17 protein-coding genes and 1 pseudogene are annotated in these 18472 nt (G+C 54.3%); 14 read left to right on the forward strand and 4 right to left on the reverse strand.

Translation table 11 applies throughout. The features are described 5' to 3' along the window. Positions 1-203: 203 nt before the first annotated feature. The 3 genes and pseudogenes from EC839_RS23125 (at position 204) to EC839_RS23135 (ending at position 1550) form a co-directional block, all read left to right on the forward strand. The gene (locus EC839_RS23125) at positions 204-470 is read left to right on the forward strand and encodes a hypothetical protein (RefSeq protein ID WP_132833185.1); all 267 of its coding nucleotides are present in this window, start codon (positions 204-206) and stop codon (positions 468-470) included. 74 nt (positions 471-544) lie between these two features. After that, a pseudogene (locus EC839_RS23130) lies at positions 545-1194 on the forward strand (tyrosine-type recombinase/integrase); the annotation flags it as partial. A 104-nt stretch (positions 1195-1298) separates the two neighbouring features. Continuing rightward, entirely contained in the window at positions 1299-1550 is a 252-nt protein-coding gene (locus EC839_RS23135) for a hypothetical protein (RefSeq protein ID WP_017638774.1), read from the forward strand. Between the two features lie 51 nt (positions 1551-1601). Here the strand turns inward: EC839_RS23135 and EC839_RS23140 are convergent, their stop codons facing one another. Next, a complete protein-coding gene (locus EC839_RS23140) occupies positions 1602-2378 on the reverse strand; it encodes a cation diffusion facilitator family transporter (RefSeq protein WP_017638775.1) in 777 nt (258 codons plus the stop codon). Between the two features lie 68 nt (positions 2379-2446). On the opposite strand from EC839_RS23140, the gene EC839_RS23145 reads away from it, so the two are divergent. The 4 genes from EC839_RS23145 to EC839_RS23160 all read left to right on the forward strand — a co-directional run bounded on the left by EC839_RS23145 (position 2447) and on the right by EC839_RS23160 (position 6070). Continuing rightward, positions 2447-2878, forward strand: coding sequence for a helix-turn-helix domain-containing protein (locus EC839_RS23145; protein ID WP_017638776.1), 432 nt, complete (start codon positions 2447-2449; stop codon positions 2876-2878). 360 nt (positions 2879-3238) lie between these two features. Then, a complete protein-coding gene (locus EC839_RS23150; RefSeq protein ID WP_132833186.1) occupies positions 3239-4147 on the forward strand; it encodes a hypothetical protein in 909 nt (302 codons plus the stop codon). 229 nt (positions 4148-4376) lie between these two features. Further along, positions 4377-4613, forward strand: a complete 237-nt coding sequence (locus EC839_RS23155; protein ID WP_132833187.1) for a hypothetical protein — start codon at positions 4377-4379, stop codon at positions 4611-4613. Between the two features lie 294 nt (positions 4614-4907). Further along, positions 4908-6070 (forward strand): IS3 family transposase gene (locus EC839_RS23160; RefSeq protein ID WP_085984295.1). Its coding sequence is split into 2 segments (ribosomal slippage): positions 4908-5163 and positions 5163-6070, totalling 1164 coding nucleotides; the frame shifts between segments, so codons are not numbered across the junction. A gap of 736 nt (positions 6071-6806) precedes the next feature. On the opposite strand, the gene EC839_RS23165 is transcribed toward EC839_RS23160, so the two are convergent. Next, positions 6807-7055, reverse strand: a complete 249-nt coding sequence (locus tag EC839_RS23165; RefSeq protein ID WP_026083568.1) for a hypothetical protein — start codon at positions 7053-7055, stop codon at positions 6807-6809. Between the two features lie 24 nt (positions 7056-7079). Between EC839_RS23165 and EC839_RS23170 the strand changes: the two genes are divergently transcribed. The 4 genes from EC839_RS23170 (at position 7080) to EC839_RS23185 (ending at position 12874) form a co-directional block, all read left to right on the forward strand. Beyond that, positions 7080-9674: an ATP-binding protein gene (locus EC839_RS23170; RefSeq protein WP_231893092.1), complete on the forward strand. Its 2595-nt coding sequence runs from the start codon at positions 7080-7082 to the stop codon at positions 9672-9674. Between the two features lie 238 nt (positions 9675-9912). Then, positions 9913-11955: a PAS domain S-box protein gene (locus EC839_RS23175; RefSeq protein WP_017638783.1), complete on the forward strand. Its 2043-nt coding sequence runs from the start codon at positions 9913-9915 to the stop codon at positions 11953-11955. 93 nt (positions 11956-12048) lie between these two features. Next, on the forward strand, positions 12049-12417 hold the full coding sequence (locus EC839_RS23180) for a response regulator (protein ID WP_017638784.1): 369 nt from the start codon (positions 12049-12051) through the stop codon (positions 12415-12417). Positions 12418-12505: 88 nt separating this feature from the next. Then, on the forward strand, positions 12506-12874 hold the full coding sequence (locus tag EC839_RS23185) for a response regulator (RefSeq protein ID WP_017638785.1): 369 nt from the start codon (positions 12506-12508) through the stop codon (positions 12872-12874). Here EC839_RS23185 and EC839_RS23190 read toward each other — a convergent pair. Next, positions 12871-14238, reverse strand: coding sequence for an IS3 family transposase (locus EC839_RS23190; RefSeq protein ID WP_017638786.1), 1368 nt, complete (start codon positions 14236-14238; stop codon positions 12871-12873). The genes EC839_RS23185 and EC839_RS23190 overlap by 4 nt on opposite strands. Here EC839_RS23190 and EC839_RS23195 point away from each other — a divergent pair. Both EC839_RS23195 and EC839_RS23200 read left to right on the forward strand, forming a co-directional pair. Then, positions 14237-14803, forward strand: coding sequence for an AAA family ATPase (locus EC839_RS23195; RefSeq protein ID WP_017638787.1), 567 nt, complete (start codon positions 14237-14239; stop codon positions 14801-14803). The two genes, EC839_RS23190 and EC839_RS23195, sit on opposite strands and share 2 nt — an antisense overlap. Then, the gene (locus EC839_RS23200; protein ID WP_074585320.1) at positions 14787-15443 is read left to right on the forward strand and encodes an HNH endonuclease; all 657 of its coding nucleotides are present in this window, start codon (positions 14787-14789) and stop codon (positions 15441-15443) included. The genes EC839_RS23195 and EC839_RS23200 overlap by 17 nt, the downstream gene beginning before the upstream one ends. Positions 15444-15768: 325 nt before the next feature. Here EC839_RS23200 and EC839_RS25145 read toward each other — a convergent pair whose 3' ends face one another. Further along, positions 15769-15957: a LysR family transcriptional regulator gene (locus tag EC839_RS25145; protein ID WP_081348011.1), complete on the reverse strand. Its 189-nt coding sequence runs from the start codon at positions 15955-15957 to the stop codon at positions 15769-15771. Positions 15958-17127: 1170 nt separating this feature from the next. Here EC839_RS25145 and EC839_RS23210 point away from each other — a divergent pair. Next, the gene (locus EC839_RS23210) at positions 17128-18423 is read left to right on the forward strand and encodes an OprD family porin (protein ID WP_231357420.1); all 1296 of its coding nucleotides are present in this window, start codon (positions 17128-17130) and stop codon (positions 18421-18423) included. Positions 18424-18472: the final 49 nt, after the last annotated feature.

Consider the following 18472-nt stretch of genomic DNA (forward strand, 5'->3'; position numbering starts at 1 on the left):
GGCTGAGCCGCAGGCTGGAAGACGGGAAGTTTCGGCCCCTACGGATGCCCGGAAAACCTTAGCGTACGATTTTTTCCTAATTCTGCGGGCACCCCTTGATGTACCTCTCGCGAGCTTTGCACACGTAAGGACACGCGAATATCCCGCTCCGCTAGATCAAATTCCGCCAGCGCCCGAGGCGTGAAGGTATTGCCGACCACGGGATGCACCGCAATGGCCAGCCTTCCAGTACCGGATTGCTTCAGGCTCTTGATCCGGTGCTCGATGGCATCCATGCCCACGAACAGCTTATCGTCCACCATCAGGGCGTGCGCTTCCTCGGTTGCGACCAGCCGGCCACCCGTTCGGTGAAAGAGCTGGATTCAGTCGCTCCGACCATTCCCTTGTTTCTGGTTGCCCCAAGTGGTACTAAAAACAGCCTCAAAAGCCCGCCCAGTGCGGGCTTTGTTGTTTCTGGTGGTTCCATGTAGTCTCTGGTCATTCCACCGCACCGTGTATGCCGATGTGTATGCCGCGGGAAAATTCGAACCAAAGGCATACAAGGATGAAGCGCCAGGACATCAAGCGTCGCTCCCTCTCCGATACCACCCTCTCCAGCCTCGAGCCTGAAGCCGCTGTCTACCGCGAGCAGGATGGCAACGGCCTGTACTTCCGCGTCAAACCCAACGGCCAGAAAAGCTGGGAGCTTCGCTACAACAAGCCCGACGGCAAATGGTCTTGGCTTGGCCTGGGCGCCTACCCTGCCGTGACCGGTGCCGCCGCCGCACCAAGGCTGCGGAGCTGAAAGCCGAGGCCGCCAGCGGCAAGAGCCCTATGGTGACCAAACGTGAGCGCAAGGCCGCCGAGGCGCTGGCCGCAACCAACACCTTCGAGAAGCTGGCTCGCGAGTGGTATGACGCTCGCAAGCCGCGCTGGGAGGAAGGCACCGCCCGACGAATCATCGGCGCCCTCGAGCTGCATGTCTTCCCGGCCTACGGGCCGCGTCCCTTCACCGACATCATGCCCATCGAGTGGATGGAGTTTTTAAGGGGCATGGAGCGCAAAGGCATCATCGACCAGATGGGCAACGTGCGCCGCTTCTGCAAGGAGATCTACGACCTTGCCAGGGTCACCGGGCGGGCCACGCACAACCCGCTTGAAGGGCTGCACCGGTTCTTGCAGACCAAGCCGGCCAAGAACTACGCCCACGTCTCGCCGCCGCGTCCGCTGCGATGTTCGCAAGCGACGAGGGCCGCGCCTGGCTACAGCTGGCAGGACGTCAGCAGGCACGGCACCTCCGCGCAGTCCTAGGCGAAGGGATGGTCGCTAGCAGCGATTGCGAGCAAGCGGCCCGAGGACGCTTCGAACGTTTGCTGGCAAAGCTGGTGGACGCGGCTGGGATCGGGCTCGAGCCGGCCGACACAGATCCGCACGAACAGGCGCTGCAGGTGCTTCCCGCCGTAGCCTACGAACTCACGGGCCAGGAAGCATCGAGTCCCACAATGCTCGCCCGGAAGCGGGCCAACCTACTTGTGCTGCTCGAGGAGAAAGGCCAGCAGCGCACCGCCTAGCTCTTCCTGGCCAGCGACAGGCCGCCTACGGGCGGCCTTTCTCATTCGACGTCATTCGCCACACCTGCCATTGGAGGAGCAGCAAGCAGCTACCGAAGCGCGATGTTCAGGCTCAGCGATGACAGCTAGCGCCTTACTTCCGCAGCATGAAGGCGCAGGGTTATCTTGCATTGAAGCGGGTCGTGCCTCCTGTGGCCGTGCAACCTGCCCTTCCGCACCACGGCGCCATGCGCCGTAGGCTTCACGACTAACCTGCCAAGCCGAGTGCAGGAACAGCGCGGCGATGGCAAGGCCGACCAGGACGTCTGGCCAGAGGCTGCCAGTGACAGCCACCAGGACGGCGGCCAGCACCACGCTGGTATTGGCGACCAGATCGTTCCGTGAGCAGATCCAGGTGGACCTCATGTTGAGATCGTCCGCCCGATGGCTGTACAGCAGATAGAAGCAGTAGGTGTTGGCCAAGAGTGCAACAAGTCCGACAGTGCCCATCCAGTCAGCCTGGGGCACCTCCTGCAAGATCACCTTGCGCACCGCGTCCGCAATCACCAGCACGCCGAACAGCAGCATGAAGCCACCTTTCACCAGGGCAGCACCAGCGCGTGCTCTATCGCTCCGATGCAACACGAACAGCGTCAGGGCATAGACCGAGGCATCGCCGAACATGTCCAGGGAATCCGCTAGCAGCGCCGTCGAGCCGGCCAGCCAACCGGCAGTGAACTCCACCCCGAACATGACAGCATTGACCGTCAGCACGATGTAGAGGACTCGACTCTGCCGACTCCGCAGCTGAGCCAGCTCACCAGCCTTGTTTTCGCAGCAACTGTCCATGGCAACCTCTCTGCAACACTCAGGATTTGGCTTAGGCTGAGGGTTATAGTCACTATAAGGTCAATGCCATGAACGCTTCTGCCTACACCATCGGTCAGCTAGCGAAGGCCACGGATACCAAGACCGTCACCATCCGCTACTACGAAAAAGAAGGCTTGCTGCCGACCTCGATGCGCTCAGCATCTGGCTACCGGCTGTACGGCCCGGCCGAACGGGATCGGCTGCTCTTCGTCAGACGTGCCCGCACCCTGGGCTTCAGCCTTGAAGAAGTCCGTGAGCTACTCGGCCTGGCGGATCGGCAGCAGGCGCCTTGCGATGCCGTGGATAGTCTGGTTGCAGAACACCTACGACAGGTGCGGCAGCGCCTTGCCGACCTGCAAGCCCTAGAGGGCGAATTGCAACGTCTATTGGCGTGCTGCCACGGCGGGACCATATCGGAATGCCGGATCATCGAATCCTTGGCTGGCGTCTCGAAAGCAGAGGGTTTGGCGGTGCCCTGACGGCGGCCGACAAGCGTTGCGTTCCCAGGTGAACGCCACCGGCCACCACAGCCTTATCACCTGGCGCGCGCTGTTGTCCTCCCGCCACACCTGCGGGCTAAATGTGTCGGTTTTTCTGCACCCCTGCAGGACGAACGTTTCCACATGGGACGTGGCTTAGACTATTGTTTGATAGGCAACGAAAAACCTGCAAAACCCTGCACCACCATGGGATTTTCCGTCGCCGCTCACCAAAGCGGATTCAATCTGCACGATGATGAGCGCCTCGATGAAGCAACCGTATAGGCAGCTATCTAGGATAGACCTAACAGTTATCGAGAGGTACCAACGGCCCTAATATTGGCATAGCAAGGGATCAGAATGGGACGCATCATCGAATTCCCCTTTGAAGATAGGTTTATACCGCTAGCAGAGAAGAGCCTATTTGAAGATGAAAACTGCTTTTCAATTATTATTGGAAGAAATGGTACAGGAAAAAGCAGACTCTTAAGCGAAATCGTCTCTAATTACTCAAAAATGATTGACGAGAAAAGCACTTATTTTTTTCGTGCCAATGACTTTATTCCATCAAAGATTTTGGCCGTATCAACTAGCCCTTTTGATAAATTCCCCAGCGTACCCAGGAGCAAAACTACTAGCTTCCGCTCAATATATTCTTATATTGGCATGCGCAGCTCCGGCATGTATGCGACGAATGCCATGGCCTTGATGTCATCAGCCACCAAAGGACTAATAAACAAGTATCTAGAGTCTGAGAGACACGAAAATTTAAACGAAATATTCAGACTATTGAAAATTGAGGCAAAACTAAGCTTTGTTTTCAAATTAAACATAAACAGAAAAATTGCTATAAAGGATCCCGAAAACCCGGATCAAAGATACTTTGTCGACTACGAAGATGTAGGGATATTGCTTACGGACACCCGTGGCAACGCAATAGACGATAGTTTTGAAGAAATACTTGAAGATCGCATATTTGAAAACTTTAGATCTTTACCGCAAGAGATAAAAAACGACATAGCACATGCTCTGAATTACACAATGGAAAGGCTGGACACCAAGAGAGACAGCCTATTCAAACTAGACTTTGACTATATAAGCAGATACCGAGAAGGATTTATTGACAAGCATTTCGCTATGGCTGTGCTAACTTTGCTAAATCACAACATAGTAAAACTTTTTGATTTAAAAATCTGGAAAGAACACGAGCCCGGTGACACTCGAGAATTGTCCCTAAGAAGGGCCAGTGAAGTGACCCCCGAAAGTTAGACATCGGGATCGAGCTTCATCGATCGAGTTACTCAAAGCAAGGGGGCTCTCCCAGCAAGGGCATCACCGCCGACGGCCATCCAGCGCATGACTGTTCATGGAAAACAAGTCGTTGCCTCCATTCCTACCTGCTTTTTGCGATAGCTCGTTGCGACCTATCCGTTCTCGACTAGCCTGATATAGCGTGATGTCGACTGAGGGCTAGAAGATGGATAGCTTACGAGAGCGCTTGGAAGCCCTGGACCCACCGGTGAAATCATTTTTGGATTGGCGCGCTGACGGCTGGCTCGTGTGCTTGGTGGATCCCTCGGTGCCCGCGATGGTATCCCGCGTCATCGAGTGGTCAATCATGAAAGATATTGGCCAGACCAATATGATCATCCTGCATGCGGTCAATGAGTTGCGGCGCAAAGGGTCGCATCTCCCACTTGAGGCCGATACGGCTCTCTTGGCAAGCCGAATGTGAGCGCCCTAGGCCCAGAAGAAAAAGGCCAGAACTCCCGTGCTGGCCTTGGCTCAATGCCTTGGGGGCTGACCGAGCCCAAAGCCTAAGTATAGATTGATCAGAAAATCGCGCGACGCAGATGGCGGCGTGCTAACTGGCGGAGATGTAGGCCTATTTAGACGCTTCTGACTTTCTGGGATTTAGCTGCAATAGACGGGCCTGAAACTGTTTCTCGGCCTCTAGGGCTGCACTGTAGTGGTCCACTCACCCCGGACACCTTTTTAGGCGAAGATGATCGCCACACAGAGGTGTTCCATGAGCAAACAACGTCGTTCTTTTACGCCCGAGTTCAAGCGCGAGGCCGCAGGTTTGGTACTGGATCAGGGCTACAGCTGTATCGATGCAGCCCGTTCGCTTGGGCTGGTCGAGTCGGCACTACGCCGATGGGTCAATCAACTGCAGGCAGAGCGCGGCGGAGTCACACCGGCGAGCAAGGCCCTTACGCCCGAGCAGCAGAAGATCCAGGAGCTGGAAGCGCGGATCAATCGCTTGGAGCGGGAGAAATCGATCCTAAAAAAGGCTACCGCGCTCTTGATGGCCGAGGAACACGAGCGCTCGCGTTGATCGATCAGTTTCGCAGCGAAGCGCCTGTCGAACTGCTGTGCTCGGTATTTGAAGTCACCCGCTCGTGCTACTACGCCTACCGTCGCAGGCAGCGCTCACCGGACATTGCCCGGCTAGCGTTGCGGGTGCGAGTGGGCGAACTCTTTACCCAGAGTCGCCGCGCGGCTGGCAGCCGAAGCCTCACGCATCAACTGCGTGAAGAAGGCATCGTGATTGGGCGATTCAAGGTGCGTGCGCTGATGAGCGAGATGGGCTTGGTCAGCAAGCAGCCTGGCGCGCCTGTCTGCAGACGGAAAACCGAAGAACGGCCAGACATACCCAACAGACTGGAGAGAACCTTCGAGACTTCGTCACCGAACCAGGTGTGGTGTGGCGATATCACCTATGTCTGGGCGCAGGGTCGCTGGCATTACGTCGCGGTAGTCATGGACTTGTTTGCCCGTCGCGTCGTGGGCTGGGCGTTTTCCGCCACGCCTGATGCTGATTTGGTCATCCAGGCCTTGGACAGGGCTTACGAGCAGCGCGGTCGGCCTCGAGAGGTGCTCTTTCACAGCGACCAGGGGAGCCAATATGGCAGTCGACGCTTTCGCCAGCGGCTTTGGCGCTACCGCTTCAACCAGAGCATGAGTAGACGAGGTAACTGCCTGGACAACTCACCCATGGAGCGGCTGTTCCGTAGCCTCAAGACGGAATGGATACCAACCCAGGGTTACCTGAGTGCTACGCAGGCACAACAGGACATCGGTCGGTTCCTGATGCAACGCTACAACTGGCAACGGCCGCATCAGTTCAATGGCGGGCTACCGCCCGCCATTGCCGAGGAACGACTTAAACCAGTGTCCGGGATTAGTTGACCACTACACACCTACACTTCATGCCGTGAGCAGGCGGGCTTACGTCCCCAGTGGCAGTGTTGTGTCAGGGTGCAGTCTACGCAAGGTGACTACCGGCGCTCAGCCTAGATAGCTACCAAAAGTCATAAAAAGATGAGAGCAGTGCAATCCCAATCACTAGGTTTCCTAGTACCAAGACAGCAGTAGCTAGACGGCTGTCGGGATCTCTCACCAGGCCGAGCCCTGCGTGGCTCGGGTCGAGGGGCTCCTTTCCGTGAGAGTCTCATCCTCGTCCGGCCGCTCAGCCAGGTAACGCTTTCCAAGCCCACTGATCACTTGCTCCCTGGAGCAGGCATCAGCGCATATTTGGTCCTTGAGCGTGATGCTCAGATTAGGGTGAAGCATGTTACCTAAGCGGAGTTCTTTGTCGCCGATAGTCATAGTCGTCTCGATATAGCATGGATTCTCAGGCGGTAAAGGCTTTGGGTAGACACAGCTTGTGCATGGGGAGTGCAGCCCTACGGATTCAAAAGTGCTCAGCTTGTGAACACGATCGGCGAAGCTGTCGAGACAGCTGCGGTGAGTGATCACCTTCTATGCCTAAACGTGACCTGACTGAGGGTCATCAGTGGACGGGCCCGTTCTGACTCGACCCACAAGATCTGTAGCGCTATCATCTAAGAAAGCGATGATCGCGATAACCATAATGGCCGCATGCCAGCAAGCCTGCTGATAGATGCCACCAATCCTGCTTCCCCTACCTAATGATCGTGCAGCCTTTGCCATGGCGGGCTTTGTCGCTTACAGGGATCAGGCGCTTGATTTGAAGAGGCTTGAACTGCACTTTCGGCAAGCGCTTGCCTATCTGTCCGCCTTGAACGATGTGCAAGCCATCGTCGCAGAAAATCTTCACGCGTTCGCCCCGGTGCTCGACAGGCTCTGCCGCTAACCCTTTCGTCGTTTGGGTTCGCTCGATTTGCTGTGAAGCCGCTTTTTTCTTGATCATCCATCTCACCTGAGAGCTACTGCCGTGCTCGATCACACGCTTCCGTATCTGCCTGACAGTGAGATGGTCACCGCCTTGCGCGAGCATGACTGGTCCGCTACTCCGCTGGGGAGGCTCGAGGATTGGCCTGCGTCCTTGCAATCCAGTGCTGCCCTGATGATCAGCACGGCTAGCCCGATGTTCATTGTGTGGGGAGATAGCCTTACCTATCTCTACAACGACGCCTGTGCGCCTATTCTCGGTTTGCGCCATCCGGCTGCCTTTGGCCAGAGCTTCCGAGACGCTTGGCCGGAGGTTTGGCCGGAGCTTGCGCCCTTGGTCGCGCGTGCCTACGGCGGCGACGCCTTTACGCAGAGTGATCTTCCATTGCGTCTCGAGCGCCTGGGCTACGCCGAAGACGCCTTTTTCACCTATTTCTGGACTCCTATTCGTCTGGATGACGGTACGGTAGGCGGCTTTCTAGGCGGCTGCATTGAAACGACGAGGCCGGTTCAGCAGCAACAAGCATTGGAGAGCGCCAACCAGCAGCTCTGCCTGCAGATCCAGACCGGCCAGGAGGAGCGAGATCGGCTCAAGTCACGTGATTTTCTGAACGTATTCAAGGATCGCATCCGGGATCTGGATGACCCGCTCGACATGGCGGCCATGGCCGCTCAGGTGATGGGAGCGCGGCTTGATCTTCAAGCCGCGGCCTATGCGGTCATGGATGAGGACGGCGTCTATGTCCACGTTGAGCGGGACTGGACGGCTGGAAGCGGCACGCGCTTGGCCGGCCGCTACCTCTTCGAGGAGTACGGCTCCTATGTGGAGGATCTGCGCCGGGGTCAGACTGTGGTCATCGATGACGTGGCGTTGGATCCTCGCACTCACGATCAGGTCACTCAGTTCTCGGCCATCAACGTCCAGAGCTTGATTAACTTTCCGATGATGGAGCGCGGCCGCTTTGTCGCCGCGTTTTTTGTCGTGTGCGCACATCCCCGGCAGTGGCGAGAGGATGAGATTGCCTTCGTCAGGGATATCGCTGAGCTCACGCGCTACGCCGTCGAGCGCCGACGGGCCGAGCAGCGCTTGCAGGCGTTGAATGCGACGCTGGAACAACAGGTGGTGCACCGAACCCGCGAGCGTAACCGGGTCTGGGAAACCACCAACGACCTCATGGGTAGCGCGACCGTGTCAGGCTACCTCAAGATCGTAAACCCGGCCTGGCAGCAGCTGCTGGGGTGGAGCGAGAGCGAGCTATTAAGTCGTCCCTTCATCGATTTTGTAGATCCCGAGGATCACCCTGGCGCGCTACAGGTATTAGAGCGTCTGGCTCAAGGCGAGACCATCACGGGCTTCGTAGACCGCGTCATCACCCGTGAGGGTGAGCGGCGCACCATCATGTGGACCGCTGCGCCAGACCCTGGTACCGAGCTATTTCACTTTGTCGGCCGCGACCTGACTGACCAGCGTGAGATCGAAGAAGCCCTGCGTCAGGCGCAAAAGATGGAGGCAGTCGGCCAGCTGACGGGTGGATTGGCTCACGACTTCAACAACCTGTTGGCCGGCATCTCAGGATCACTGGAACTGATGGCCGCGCGGATCAGCCAAGGCCGCGTCAATGAGCTGGATCGGTATCTCACAGCCGCCCAGGGCGCCACGAAGCGCGCCGCGGCGCTGACTCATCGCCTGCTCGCCTTTTCGCGTCGGCAGACGCTCGCCCCCAAACCGACCGATATCAATCAGCTGGTCAGCGGTATGCTCGACCTCATTCAGCGTACGGTCGGGCCCGCTATCGAGGTGCAAAGCGTCGGCACCTGCGGGCTGTGGCCGGCGCTGGTTGATGCGTCGCAGCTAGAAAATGCCCTGCTCAACCTCTGTATCAATGCGCGGGATGCCATGCCCAGCGGTGGCAAGATCACCATCGAAACGGGCAATCGCTGGATTGATCAACGCGGTGGCCAAATGCACGACATTCCGGCCGGTCAGTACCTGTCGCTGTGTGTTTCGGACAATGGCTCGGGCATGTCCAAGGCTACTATGGCCAAAGCCTTCGACCCCTTCTTTACCACCAAGCCGTTGGGCATGGGGACGGGGCTGGGCCTATCGATGATCTATGGATTCGCCAAACAATCTGGAGGCCAGGTTCGCCTCTACTCCGAGGAAGGCGATGGCACCATGGTCTGCATCTACCTGCCTAGGTATGTCGGCAAAGCTGATGTTGACGTCATAGCAGGTCATCTCGGCGAGCGTGAGACCGCGAGTACGGGTGAAACCGTATTGGTGGTAGACGATGAGCCCACGGTGCGCATGCTGGTTACAGAGGTACTGGAGGAGTTGGGCTACGTCGTGATTGAAGCCGCCGACAGTATCTCCGGACTCAAGGTGCTGGAGTCGGATGTGCGCATTGATTTGCTGGTGTCCGACGTCGGCCTGCCGGGTGGCATGAATGGCCGGCAAATGGCCGATGCTGCACGGACCAGTCGACCTGATCTCAAGGTCCTGTTCATCACCGGCTTTGCCGAGAATGCGCTATTCAACAACGGCCAATTGGAACCGGGCATGTCGGTGCTGACCAAGCCCTTCGCTATGGACGTCTTGGCCGCGCGCATGCGGGAGCTCATCGGGACGCCGCCATGATGCAGATGCCGTCGAGTAAAGACAGTGGCATTGGCAACCCCTAATAATCATCTTAATCTGACCGCGTTCAGGCGATATTGCGCTTGAGCTGCCCCGTCAAGCATGCCGGTATCAGGCTTCGCAGCGCTGCCGGTTGGTGCACCTTCAACTTTAGCCGTCACTCGCTGACAAGGCGCTTTCTTTGGCTTCGGATCGAAACGCTCTCTCTCTCGACGAATTGCGTCGGGAAAATGCTGACTTGCGCAAGCGGCTCGATCGCGCCGAGCGCTCCAGTCGTCTTGTACTCGACAGCGCGCTGGACTACGCCATCGTCGTGGGTGATATGACCGGCAGAATCACGGACTGGAGCGCCGGCGCTCACCAGATTCTGGGGTGGTCACGGGACGAGATGCTGGGGAAATCCATGCACCGGTTCTTCACCGCTGAAGACCGCGATATGGGGGTGCCAGAGCGAGAGATTGGCCTAGCGATCAGTCAGGGACGAGCCATTGATGATCGCTGGCACCTGCGCGCCGATGGCGAGTGCTTCTGGGCCAGTGGCTTGATGATGCCCATGTGGGACGAGGGGCATCTCGTGGGTGTAGTGAAAGTCATCCGTGACCTGACGGATCGGGTCGAAGCGGAGCAGCGCCGGCAACTGCACACGGAACAGCTGGCTCAGCAATTCCAGCAGCTCGCAGAGAGCATCCCTCAACTGGTGTGGATCTCGGACGTCCAGGGCCGCGACCTCTATTTCAACCCTCAATGGGAGACATTCTCCGGCCTTTCGACCGAGCAATTGGTCAACAATGGCTGGCACTCACTTATCGCTGAGGAAGCGCGACAGCACATCGTTGCTGAGCGCGCACAGGCGATGGCTGACGAGCGCGACTGGGAGGCCACCTTCCAGATGCAGACCGTAGGTGAGGGGCCACACTGGTGCCTGTGCCGTGCCTTGCCCATCCGCAACCTAGAGGGAGAAGTCATCCGCTGGTTCTCGAGCTGTACAGACGTCGATGCGATACAGAGCCGCTCCACTCGTTTCGAGCAGGACGCCGTAGCGCTACGGTCCGTCAACGTCAGCCAGGAAGTCGCACTGGATCGAACACGCCAAGATTTGAGCGATGAACGACATACCCGCGAGTCCGCCGAGGATCAGGTGCGCCAGCTTCAAAAGATGGAAGCGGTCGGCCAACTCACCGGGGGTATCGCCCACGACTTCAACAACATGCTGACCGTCATCATGGGCGGCTTGAACATGCTGCAAGCCCGGTTACAGCGGGGCGACACCCAGGTGGATCGCTATGCTTATCTGGCCTTGGAAGGTACTACCCGCGCTGCGGAACTCACGCATCGGCTGCTGGCCTTTTCTCGTCAGCAAGTCTTGTCGCCGGAGCCGGTCGATCTCAATCGATTGGTCACCGGCCTCTCAGGTATGTTGCAGCGAACCCTGGGCAGTGCCTACCAGGTGGAATTCGTCCGGCACGCCGGGTTGTGGCTGACACAGGCCGATATCGGTAGCCTGGAGCAAGCCATCCTCAACCTGTGCGTGAACGCCCGGGATGCCATGGAAGACGGCGGCCGCATCACCGTTGAGACCGGCAACGTCTACATCGACGACTACTATGCAGGCCAGCACCAAATCGAGCCGGGCGAGTATGTCCTGGTGGCCGTGACGGATACCGGAAGTGGGATTGATGAGACGACGCTTAAGCGGGTGTTCGAACCTTACTTCACCACCAAGGACGTAGGCCGAGGCACAGGACTCGGGCTCTCGCAGGTTTATGGATTCGTCAAACAATCACTGGGCCACATCAAGCTCTACAGCGAGCTTGGGCATGGCACCGCGGTCAAGATCTACTTGCCGCGCTATCGGGGTGATGCCAAACCTACCGAGCGTTACGCTACTTCGACCGATGTCATTCCGGTCGCCCAGGAAGGCGAGCTGATCCTTGTGGTGGAAGACGATCCGCGGGTGCGCGTCATATCGGTCGAGTCCCTGATGGAGCTGGGTTATCAGGTGCTTGATGCCGACAGCGGCGCGATGGCGCTCAACCTGCTCACCCAGCATCCGGAGATCTCCTTGGTGTTTACCGATGTTGTCATGCCCGAGATGACGGGGCGTCAATTGGCCGATCAGATCGGCCTGTCGCAACCCTCTATGCGGGTGCTCTACACCACGGGCTACACCCGTAATGCCATCGTCCACAACGGGACGTTGGATCAGGGGGTCGCCCTGCTGCCCAAGCCCTTTACGCTGCGGGATCTGGCCGTCAAAGTCAGACAGGTGCTCGATAATTGACCATCCGTCAACTTCAAGCAACGGCACCAGCATCGGACGGTCTACCAGGCGTTGCCATCCAATATGTCGGCTGTAGCCTTCAAGTGATCAATTTTGCTCCCACTTCAGATTTTGGTCGTCGACGACGAACCGCTTTTGCTATTGCTTCTGTCAGAAATCGTCTCCGATATGGGCGCCACCGCCGTAACGGCTGACCGTGCCGACCATGGCTTGTCTTACCTAGAACAGCATGCCGGTGAGATCGCCTTGGTTGTCACTGACGTCATGATGCCCGGGCGGCTCAACGGCTTTGACTTGGCGCAGATCGTAGCGGACCGTTGGCCTGCGCTGCCGGTGGTGCTCACGTCCGGTTATAGCGGTACTGAGCATCACAGCCTGGCCCCTAACGCAGCCTTTATCGCCAAGCCCTGGACCTACCAGCAGATCGAAGAGGTCATTCGAGAGCGGTTGTCAGCAGCGTAGGTGCCGTTGATACCAGCAACACCGGTGATGAGGTAAGTCCTCAAGGCACCTGTTAAAATGAGCGTTTGACCTCACCCTTGAGCAGCTGATGCTGAACCTTACGGCTATACGTGTTGTGGTGGTGGAGGACAATCTGACGCTGGGTCAGATTCTGGATGATTTCCTGAAAGAGAACGGCGCGACGCTCCACCACTTCGCCAGCGGCGATGATGCTCTCGTTGCTGTCCTAGGCGGCCTGCGTCCTGACTTGCTCATTACCGATCACCTGATGCCTGGACAGCTTAAAGGGGCAGAGCTTGCCCAGATGCTCTTGAGCCGCTGGCCGGACATGCCGACGATCATCACGACAGGTTATGAGTACTCGGTGAGTGCCGAGCTTCCCGCCCACGTCGTCTTTCTGCAAAAGCCTTGGCTGTACGAAGATCTCGAGAGAGCGATACGGCAAGCGCTCCACTAGCTACAGTCATCGCGGGCTGCCGCTTTTGCCTTGCGGTATCCGACGGGACTGCGGCCTCCCAGTAACAGCTTGATGCGCTCGTGATTGTAGTAGTGGATATAGTCTCGAATTGCCGCCGCTAACTGTTGCACTGTGGCAAATTTTGCGCAGTGAAAGAGCTCGGATTTCAGCACTGCGAAGAAGCTTTCCATCGCTGCATTGTCGAGACAATTGCCTCGCCTGGACATGCTCTGGGTAATGCCATGCTGGCGAATCGTCTGTTGGTAGGCAGGGTATTGATAGTGGCAACCCTGATCGGAGTGAATCAGCGGTTTCTCGTCAGGTCGAAGCGTTTTTATTCCGCTCTTCAACATTCGCAAGACCATATTGAACGTCGCGCGCTCACTTATCTCATAAGCCACGATTTCTCTATTGAATAGGTCAAGGATCGGCGACAGGTAAAGCCGATCTTGATTGACGCGAAACTCGGTAATATCAGTCGCCCATCGCTGATTGGGCTGCGGTGCGGTGAAGCGCCGCTCTAGAAGGTTGGGGGCAACGTAGGACTCAGGCCCTGTGAAGGGGCGGTAACGACGACGTCGCAACGTGCACTTCAAAGACATTTCGCCCATCAAACGTTGTACCGCTTTGTGATTGATCTGCTGCCCTTCGTTGCGTAATGCCTGGGTGATTCGACGATAGCCATAGCGACCCCGATGACAGACGAACATCGCTCGGATGCTCTCCTTGCGCGCATGCTGTTTGTCCGGTTGGCGTGCAACGTTGAGGTGGTAGTAAAAGCTGCTTCGAGGAAGCCCTGCCCCTTTGAGAAGCGCATCAAGCGGATACCGTGACCGTAGCTCCTGCACGATAAGTGCCTTCTGCCGATTGTCCAAATCGCTGTCTTTGAGACCCAGGCTCATGGCCTTGCGCAGGAAAACGTTTTTCACCTGCAGATAGGCCACCTGCCTTTCCAGCTCTAGGACGGGGCTTGCGACGTTGGACTTGAAAGCGGATGGATCTGGAGTGGGAGAAAGGGGCAAGGCATCACCTCTACGTTTGCTGGCCAACCCCTCGATACCATACTGCTGCCACGCGTTGACCCAGCGCTGCATTTGGGAGCGATTGAGGTTGAACCGCTCGCTTGCCCGTCGGATGGATAGCCCTTCGACGATCTGCCGTACAACCTCAATCTTAAAATCGACATTGTGGTACCGATAGCGCTGCTGTAGACCTACTTTTCCGTGACTGGCGTAGGTGCCAATCCACCCCTTTACCTGTACCACGCTGACGCGGTGCTCTTTGGCAAGTTGGCCGTAGGTGCGGTCTCCCCTTTGATACTGGGCGACGATCTTCATTTTGAAAGGAAGGGAATACTTGGGCATGGGCACCTCCAAGGTGGTGTCCAGCTTTCGGGGGTCACTTCACAGCTCCGGCGAACAATGCATGCTCGTAATGACACTAGGCATTGCCGGACAGATCGAACATCGATCCTTGATATTAATAGATGAGCCGGAGATCAGCTTACATCCAGCTTGGCAGGAACAGTTCATAAAAACTCTAACGACTGTTTTCTCTCAATACAAAGAGTGCCATTTCATAATAGCAACGCATTCACCCCAGATTGTTTCTCGACTTTCTGCCGAAAACTGCTTCATAACAGTGATTGACGAAAACAAACTCCATCGATCAAATGATTACCTAGAAAAATCCGCAGATTATCAGCTGGCAGAGCTTTTTGACGCACCTGGGATAATGAACGAGTACATCACCAGATTAGCGTTTTCATTGCTCACAAAAATCAGATCGGAAAAAACCATATCCGACCAGATAAAAGCCGAGATGAGAAAGCTACAGACAATGCAGCGCAAACTGGAAGCAGCGGATCCAAATTTTGAGCTGATCAACACTGTTGTGGATGTGTGCCAATACTATGCCACTGATAAATAACCATTATATTTTAGACGATGAGGATAAACAGATAATTAGCGATTTAGTCGCACAAGAGGGACACAACCATAAAGACTGGTCTAAAGATGAGCTAATGAAGTTACGCAGTAAAGTCCGTGAATTTTACCGTCTTGAGCAGAAAGGAGTATGTCCTTACTGCAAGGGAACTTTGTCCGTAACTGCCGCAGGAAACGCGACTGTGGAGCACATATTGCCAAAATCGAAGCATGTAGCGTTTCTATTTGAACCCAAAAATCTATGTGTTATCTGCGCAGACTGCAATCTTGCAAAAAATGATAAAGCCATTCTAAACGAGGAAGAAACGGAAACTCTTAACGGGGATGCTACAAATTATCCAAAATCCTCTGAGCGTTTCAAAATTGTTCATCCGTCGATAGACGAATACGACGAGCATATAAAGGTACATCGAAACAAGCTTTACTCCGACAAAACTGACAAGGGCTGGTTTACAATCGGCATCTGTAAGCTTAACAGATACACCAGAAAATTCGGGTTTGAGCCTGAAGCATTATCAGACTACGCACTATTCGAGCAACTACAAAAGTTCAAGGATGGAAGTGAGGCGGAACGCGATGAAGTAATGAGAAAGCTCAGAGCATTAATCCCCACAAACACGTAAGCCCTGTAAAATTGAATGACCATAACAGACAATGAGGATTGTGATATTTAGCAAATTCTTATTAATCAGCAATCATACTGCGGAGTTACTCCCGACGCTCATTTCAAATTAAGCCACCAAAGAGTCACACAGAAATTCTCTAGCTTATAATAAACTTAATTAATTATTAAAATTTGTCTTTAGTCGTTGTGGACCACAGAAGCAATGGCTGTCACTCGAATAGACCGCAAGCAGCCACGTTCTAACAAAGATTCGGTTCCTTCCACGAAAAGAAAAGACCTTGGAACCATCAGATCCAGCTCAGCTTATCAGCAACCGTGTATGCCTACTTGTATGCCTCGCCACCCGACGCCCAGCCAAGAGCAGTCATTAAGCGGCCTTCAAGGTTAAGTGTTGACGTAGTCGCTGTTTCTAACTTGCGAATCGCCTGGCTGACAGCGGGCTGGCTTACGCTCAATACCCGTGCCGCCTTGCTGGTGCTGCCAGCGTTCTCGATTAACTTTATTACACCTATCTAAACCTCTTATATTAAAGCCATAGTGTCAGTATAACTTAATCTCAAGCGACACTCGTATCACATAGTCACCAGCTATTCGATGCTACTTCATAGCTTTCTGAATACATGCCACAGCTATCTATACAACTTTAAGAGACCGTACTGAGCATGTGATACTTATAGAAAATGCCGACATTAGTCCGATGACCGTACCCATAGTATGATCGAGACGATGGATCAGTATCAGCTAATAGGCAATCTTTAGACACCCTATTTCATCTGCCTCCGAAGAATCAAAAGATGTGCAGATTGATAACCGAAGCCACTCAATTATCAGTTTTTTTGTTAAGCTTTGTATTCTCTTTTTCTGTTAATGCTCGATGATAAGCACGATCTCTATCAACCCTACCTTGGTCCGCGCGGAATTGCTCGTTTCGTTGTATCGACCGCTCTGCGCCATCAGCAGCGTACAGCAAGCTAGATACGGAAAAAAGGAGCGTTACAAAAGCCATTTTTGCTAAAATCATAATTTAAGCCCTTAGGTTTTAACTCTGAAAACCAAACCACTTCAACTGACTCTAGGTTAAGTTGAGGGAGAATTTACAAGATTATCAGCCTTCGACAGGCTAATTAATAACCAGAGGCACAGCCAGCAAAACTGGCTGTAGCCGTCAACGAATCAATGACCTCAACTTTTTAAATATCTAATTCGTATTATCCTGAAACCGCGCATCAACAACATGAAACCTTTCAGACTTGAATGGCACCCGAACCCTCCCATCGGCCCCACTACTAAGTAAACGATTTACACGCTCGGCATCAGCGGGAATGCTTGGATAGCGACTACTAGCAACGTTAGCCGCCGAGACAAAAGAAGAAAAAATAAGCAAAGAACCTAAGACCGCCTGTTTATATCTCACAACGGCACCTCTATCATTTGAGTTAGTCGAAATCCAAAACCTTGACCTTACTTTACCTAGAACGCATATCGAGAGAATGACGTTGCAATTACAAAACTGTTATGAATGAGAACTCGATATTAAGATTACAAAATTGTAATTTAGCAGCAATCGTCCTGAAAGGATTACTCTTTGAAAATCACAGGACTAACAAAAAATACATCAGTATCGACCTGCCTCACCCCAAAGGAGCACCGTCTTGCAAACCAACGTTATAAAGACCTTAATAATTCCATTTATTTTTATACCGCAGGTAGTGAGTGCGAATTCAGCTTCAGAAAACTCTGGAGGCTTCTTAGAAGATAGCTCACTTTCAATTATGAATCGGAACTATTACTTCAATAGGGATTTTAGAAAGGGCCAAGCAAACTCTGCAGGCAACGGCTACTCTGAAACTTGGGCGCATGGTCTATTAGCCTTTTATAGATCAGGATATACACAAGGTACCGTAGGCGTTGGGGTAGACGCAGTTGGGCTTCTTGGCCTACGTTTAGACAGCGGAAGGGGCCGAACGGGCCAGGGCGGTAGCGTTAACTTGCTTCCCGCAGACGCGAACGGTGATCCCACGACCGAGTACTCCAAATTACTTGGCGCCGTAAAGTTGAAATTCTTAGATACTGAGGTAAAGCTTGGCGACGTATTCCCTACTACACCTGTTGTGCATTTTGGCGACTCACGCCTACTTCCACAAAGCTTTAAAGGCATTACCGCAACGAACAACAGCTTCGACGCCATAACTATTAATGGCGGGCGTTTACACGCCATGAGCCAGCCGCAGCAAAGCGAGACGGGAAGTGATTTTGTAACCTTCTATGCTGGTCAAGTGAAGTCGTCTTACCTTTCTTACCTCGGCGGTGAGTACAAGATAAATGAGTACCTCACAAGCAGCCTCTATACAAGCAAGTTAGATAATTCCTGGCGCCAATACTATTTTGGATCCATCGCCAGCTATCCTATTAACGATAATCTAGCTCTAACAGCGGGGTTAAACTTCTATAGATCGGTCGACGACGGTAGAAAGTTTCTTGGGGAGTTTTCCACAAATATCTGGAGTGTTAGCAGTGGCATTGTAGCGGGTGCGCACTCTATAACCATGAGCTACCAGCAAAACAACGGGGACAACGATTTCGACTACCTGAGACAATCTGACTCAATTTACCTTAACAACTCCATTCAGTATAGTGACTTCAACTCCCCGAAAGAGCAGTCAGTTCTTTTACGCTATGATATAAACCTTGCGCAGTATGGGATTCCTGGGCTAACTCTGATGGCCCGATATGGGAAGGGCTGGAATGCGGACTACTCGAACGCAAACTCCGTATATATGCGGCGTGACGAGAATGGTCTACCATTACAAAACCAACATCGCTGGGAGCGTGATATAGAGGCGCGCTATGTAGTGCAGAGCGGACCTGCGAAAGATCTATCATTCCGGTTGAGACAAGCTACCACGCGCGCAAGCAAGTTTGAGTCAGACCTAGATGAAATCAGGATCATTACCGAATACCCCCTCTCCCTGCTTTAATTGAAATTTATTTACGTACATCTTTGTTCTCCTTTGGTTAGGGTGTACG

Origin of the sequence: Pseudomonas sp. JUb52, from assembly GCF_004341115.1 — a bacterium.
In the GTDB taxonomy this organism is placed as follows: Bacteria; Pseudomonadota; Gammaproteobacteria; order Pseudomonadales; family Pseudomonadaceae; genus Chryseomonas; species Chryseomonas oryzihabitans.

Excerpts from the sequence above, each read along its gene's own strand:
- EC839_RS23125 (WP_132833185.1), top strand. The coding sequence starts at position 204 with ATGCACCGCAATGGCCAGCCTTCCAGTACCGGATTGCTTCAGGCTCTT.
- EC839_RS23135 (WP_017638774.1), top strand. The coding sequence starts at position 1,299 with ATGGTCGCTAGCAGCGATTGCGAGCAAGCGGCCCGAGGACGCTTCGAA.
- EC839_RS23140 (WP_017638775.1), bottom strand. The coding sequence starts at position 2,378 with ATGGACAGTTGCTGCGAAAACAAGGCTGGTGAGCTGGCTCAGCTGCGG.
- EC839_RS23145 (WP_017638776.1), top strand. The coding sequence starts at position 2,447 with ATGAACGCTTCTGCCTACACCATCGGTCAGCTAGCGAAGGCCACGGAT.
- EC839_RS23150 (WP_132833186.1), top strand. The coding sequence starts at position 3,239 with ATGGGACGCATCATCGAATTCCCCTTTGAAGATAGGTTTATACCGCTA.
- EC839_RS23165 (WP_026083568.1), bottom strand. The coding sequence starts at position 7,055 with ATGATCAAGAAAAAAGCGGCTTCACAGCAAATCGAGCGAACCCAAACG.
- EC839_RS23185 (WP_017638785.1), top strand. The coding sequence starts at position 12,506 with ATGCTGAACCTTACGGCTATACGTGTTGTGGTGGTGGAGGACAATCTG.
- EC839_RS23195 (WP_017638787.1), top strand. The coding sequence starts at position 14,237 with ATGGGCACCTCCAAGGTGGTGTCCAGCTTTCGGGGGTCACTTCACAGC.
- EC839_RS23190 (WP_017638786.1), bottom strand. The coding sequence starts at position 14,238 with ATGCCCAAGTATTCCCTTCCTTTCAAAATGAAGATCGTCGCCCAGTAT.
- EC839_RS23200 (WP_074585320.1), top strand. The coding sequence starts at position 14,787 with ATGCCACTGATAAATAACCATTATATTTTAGACGATGAGGATAAACAG.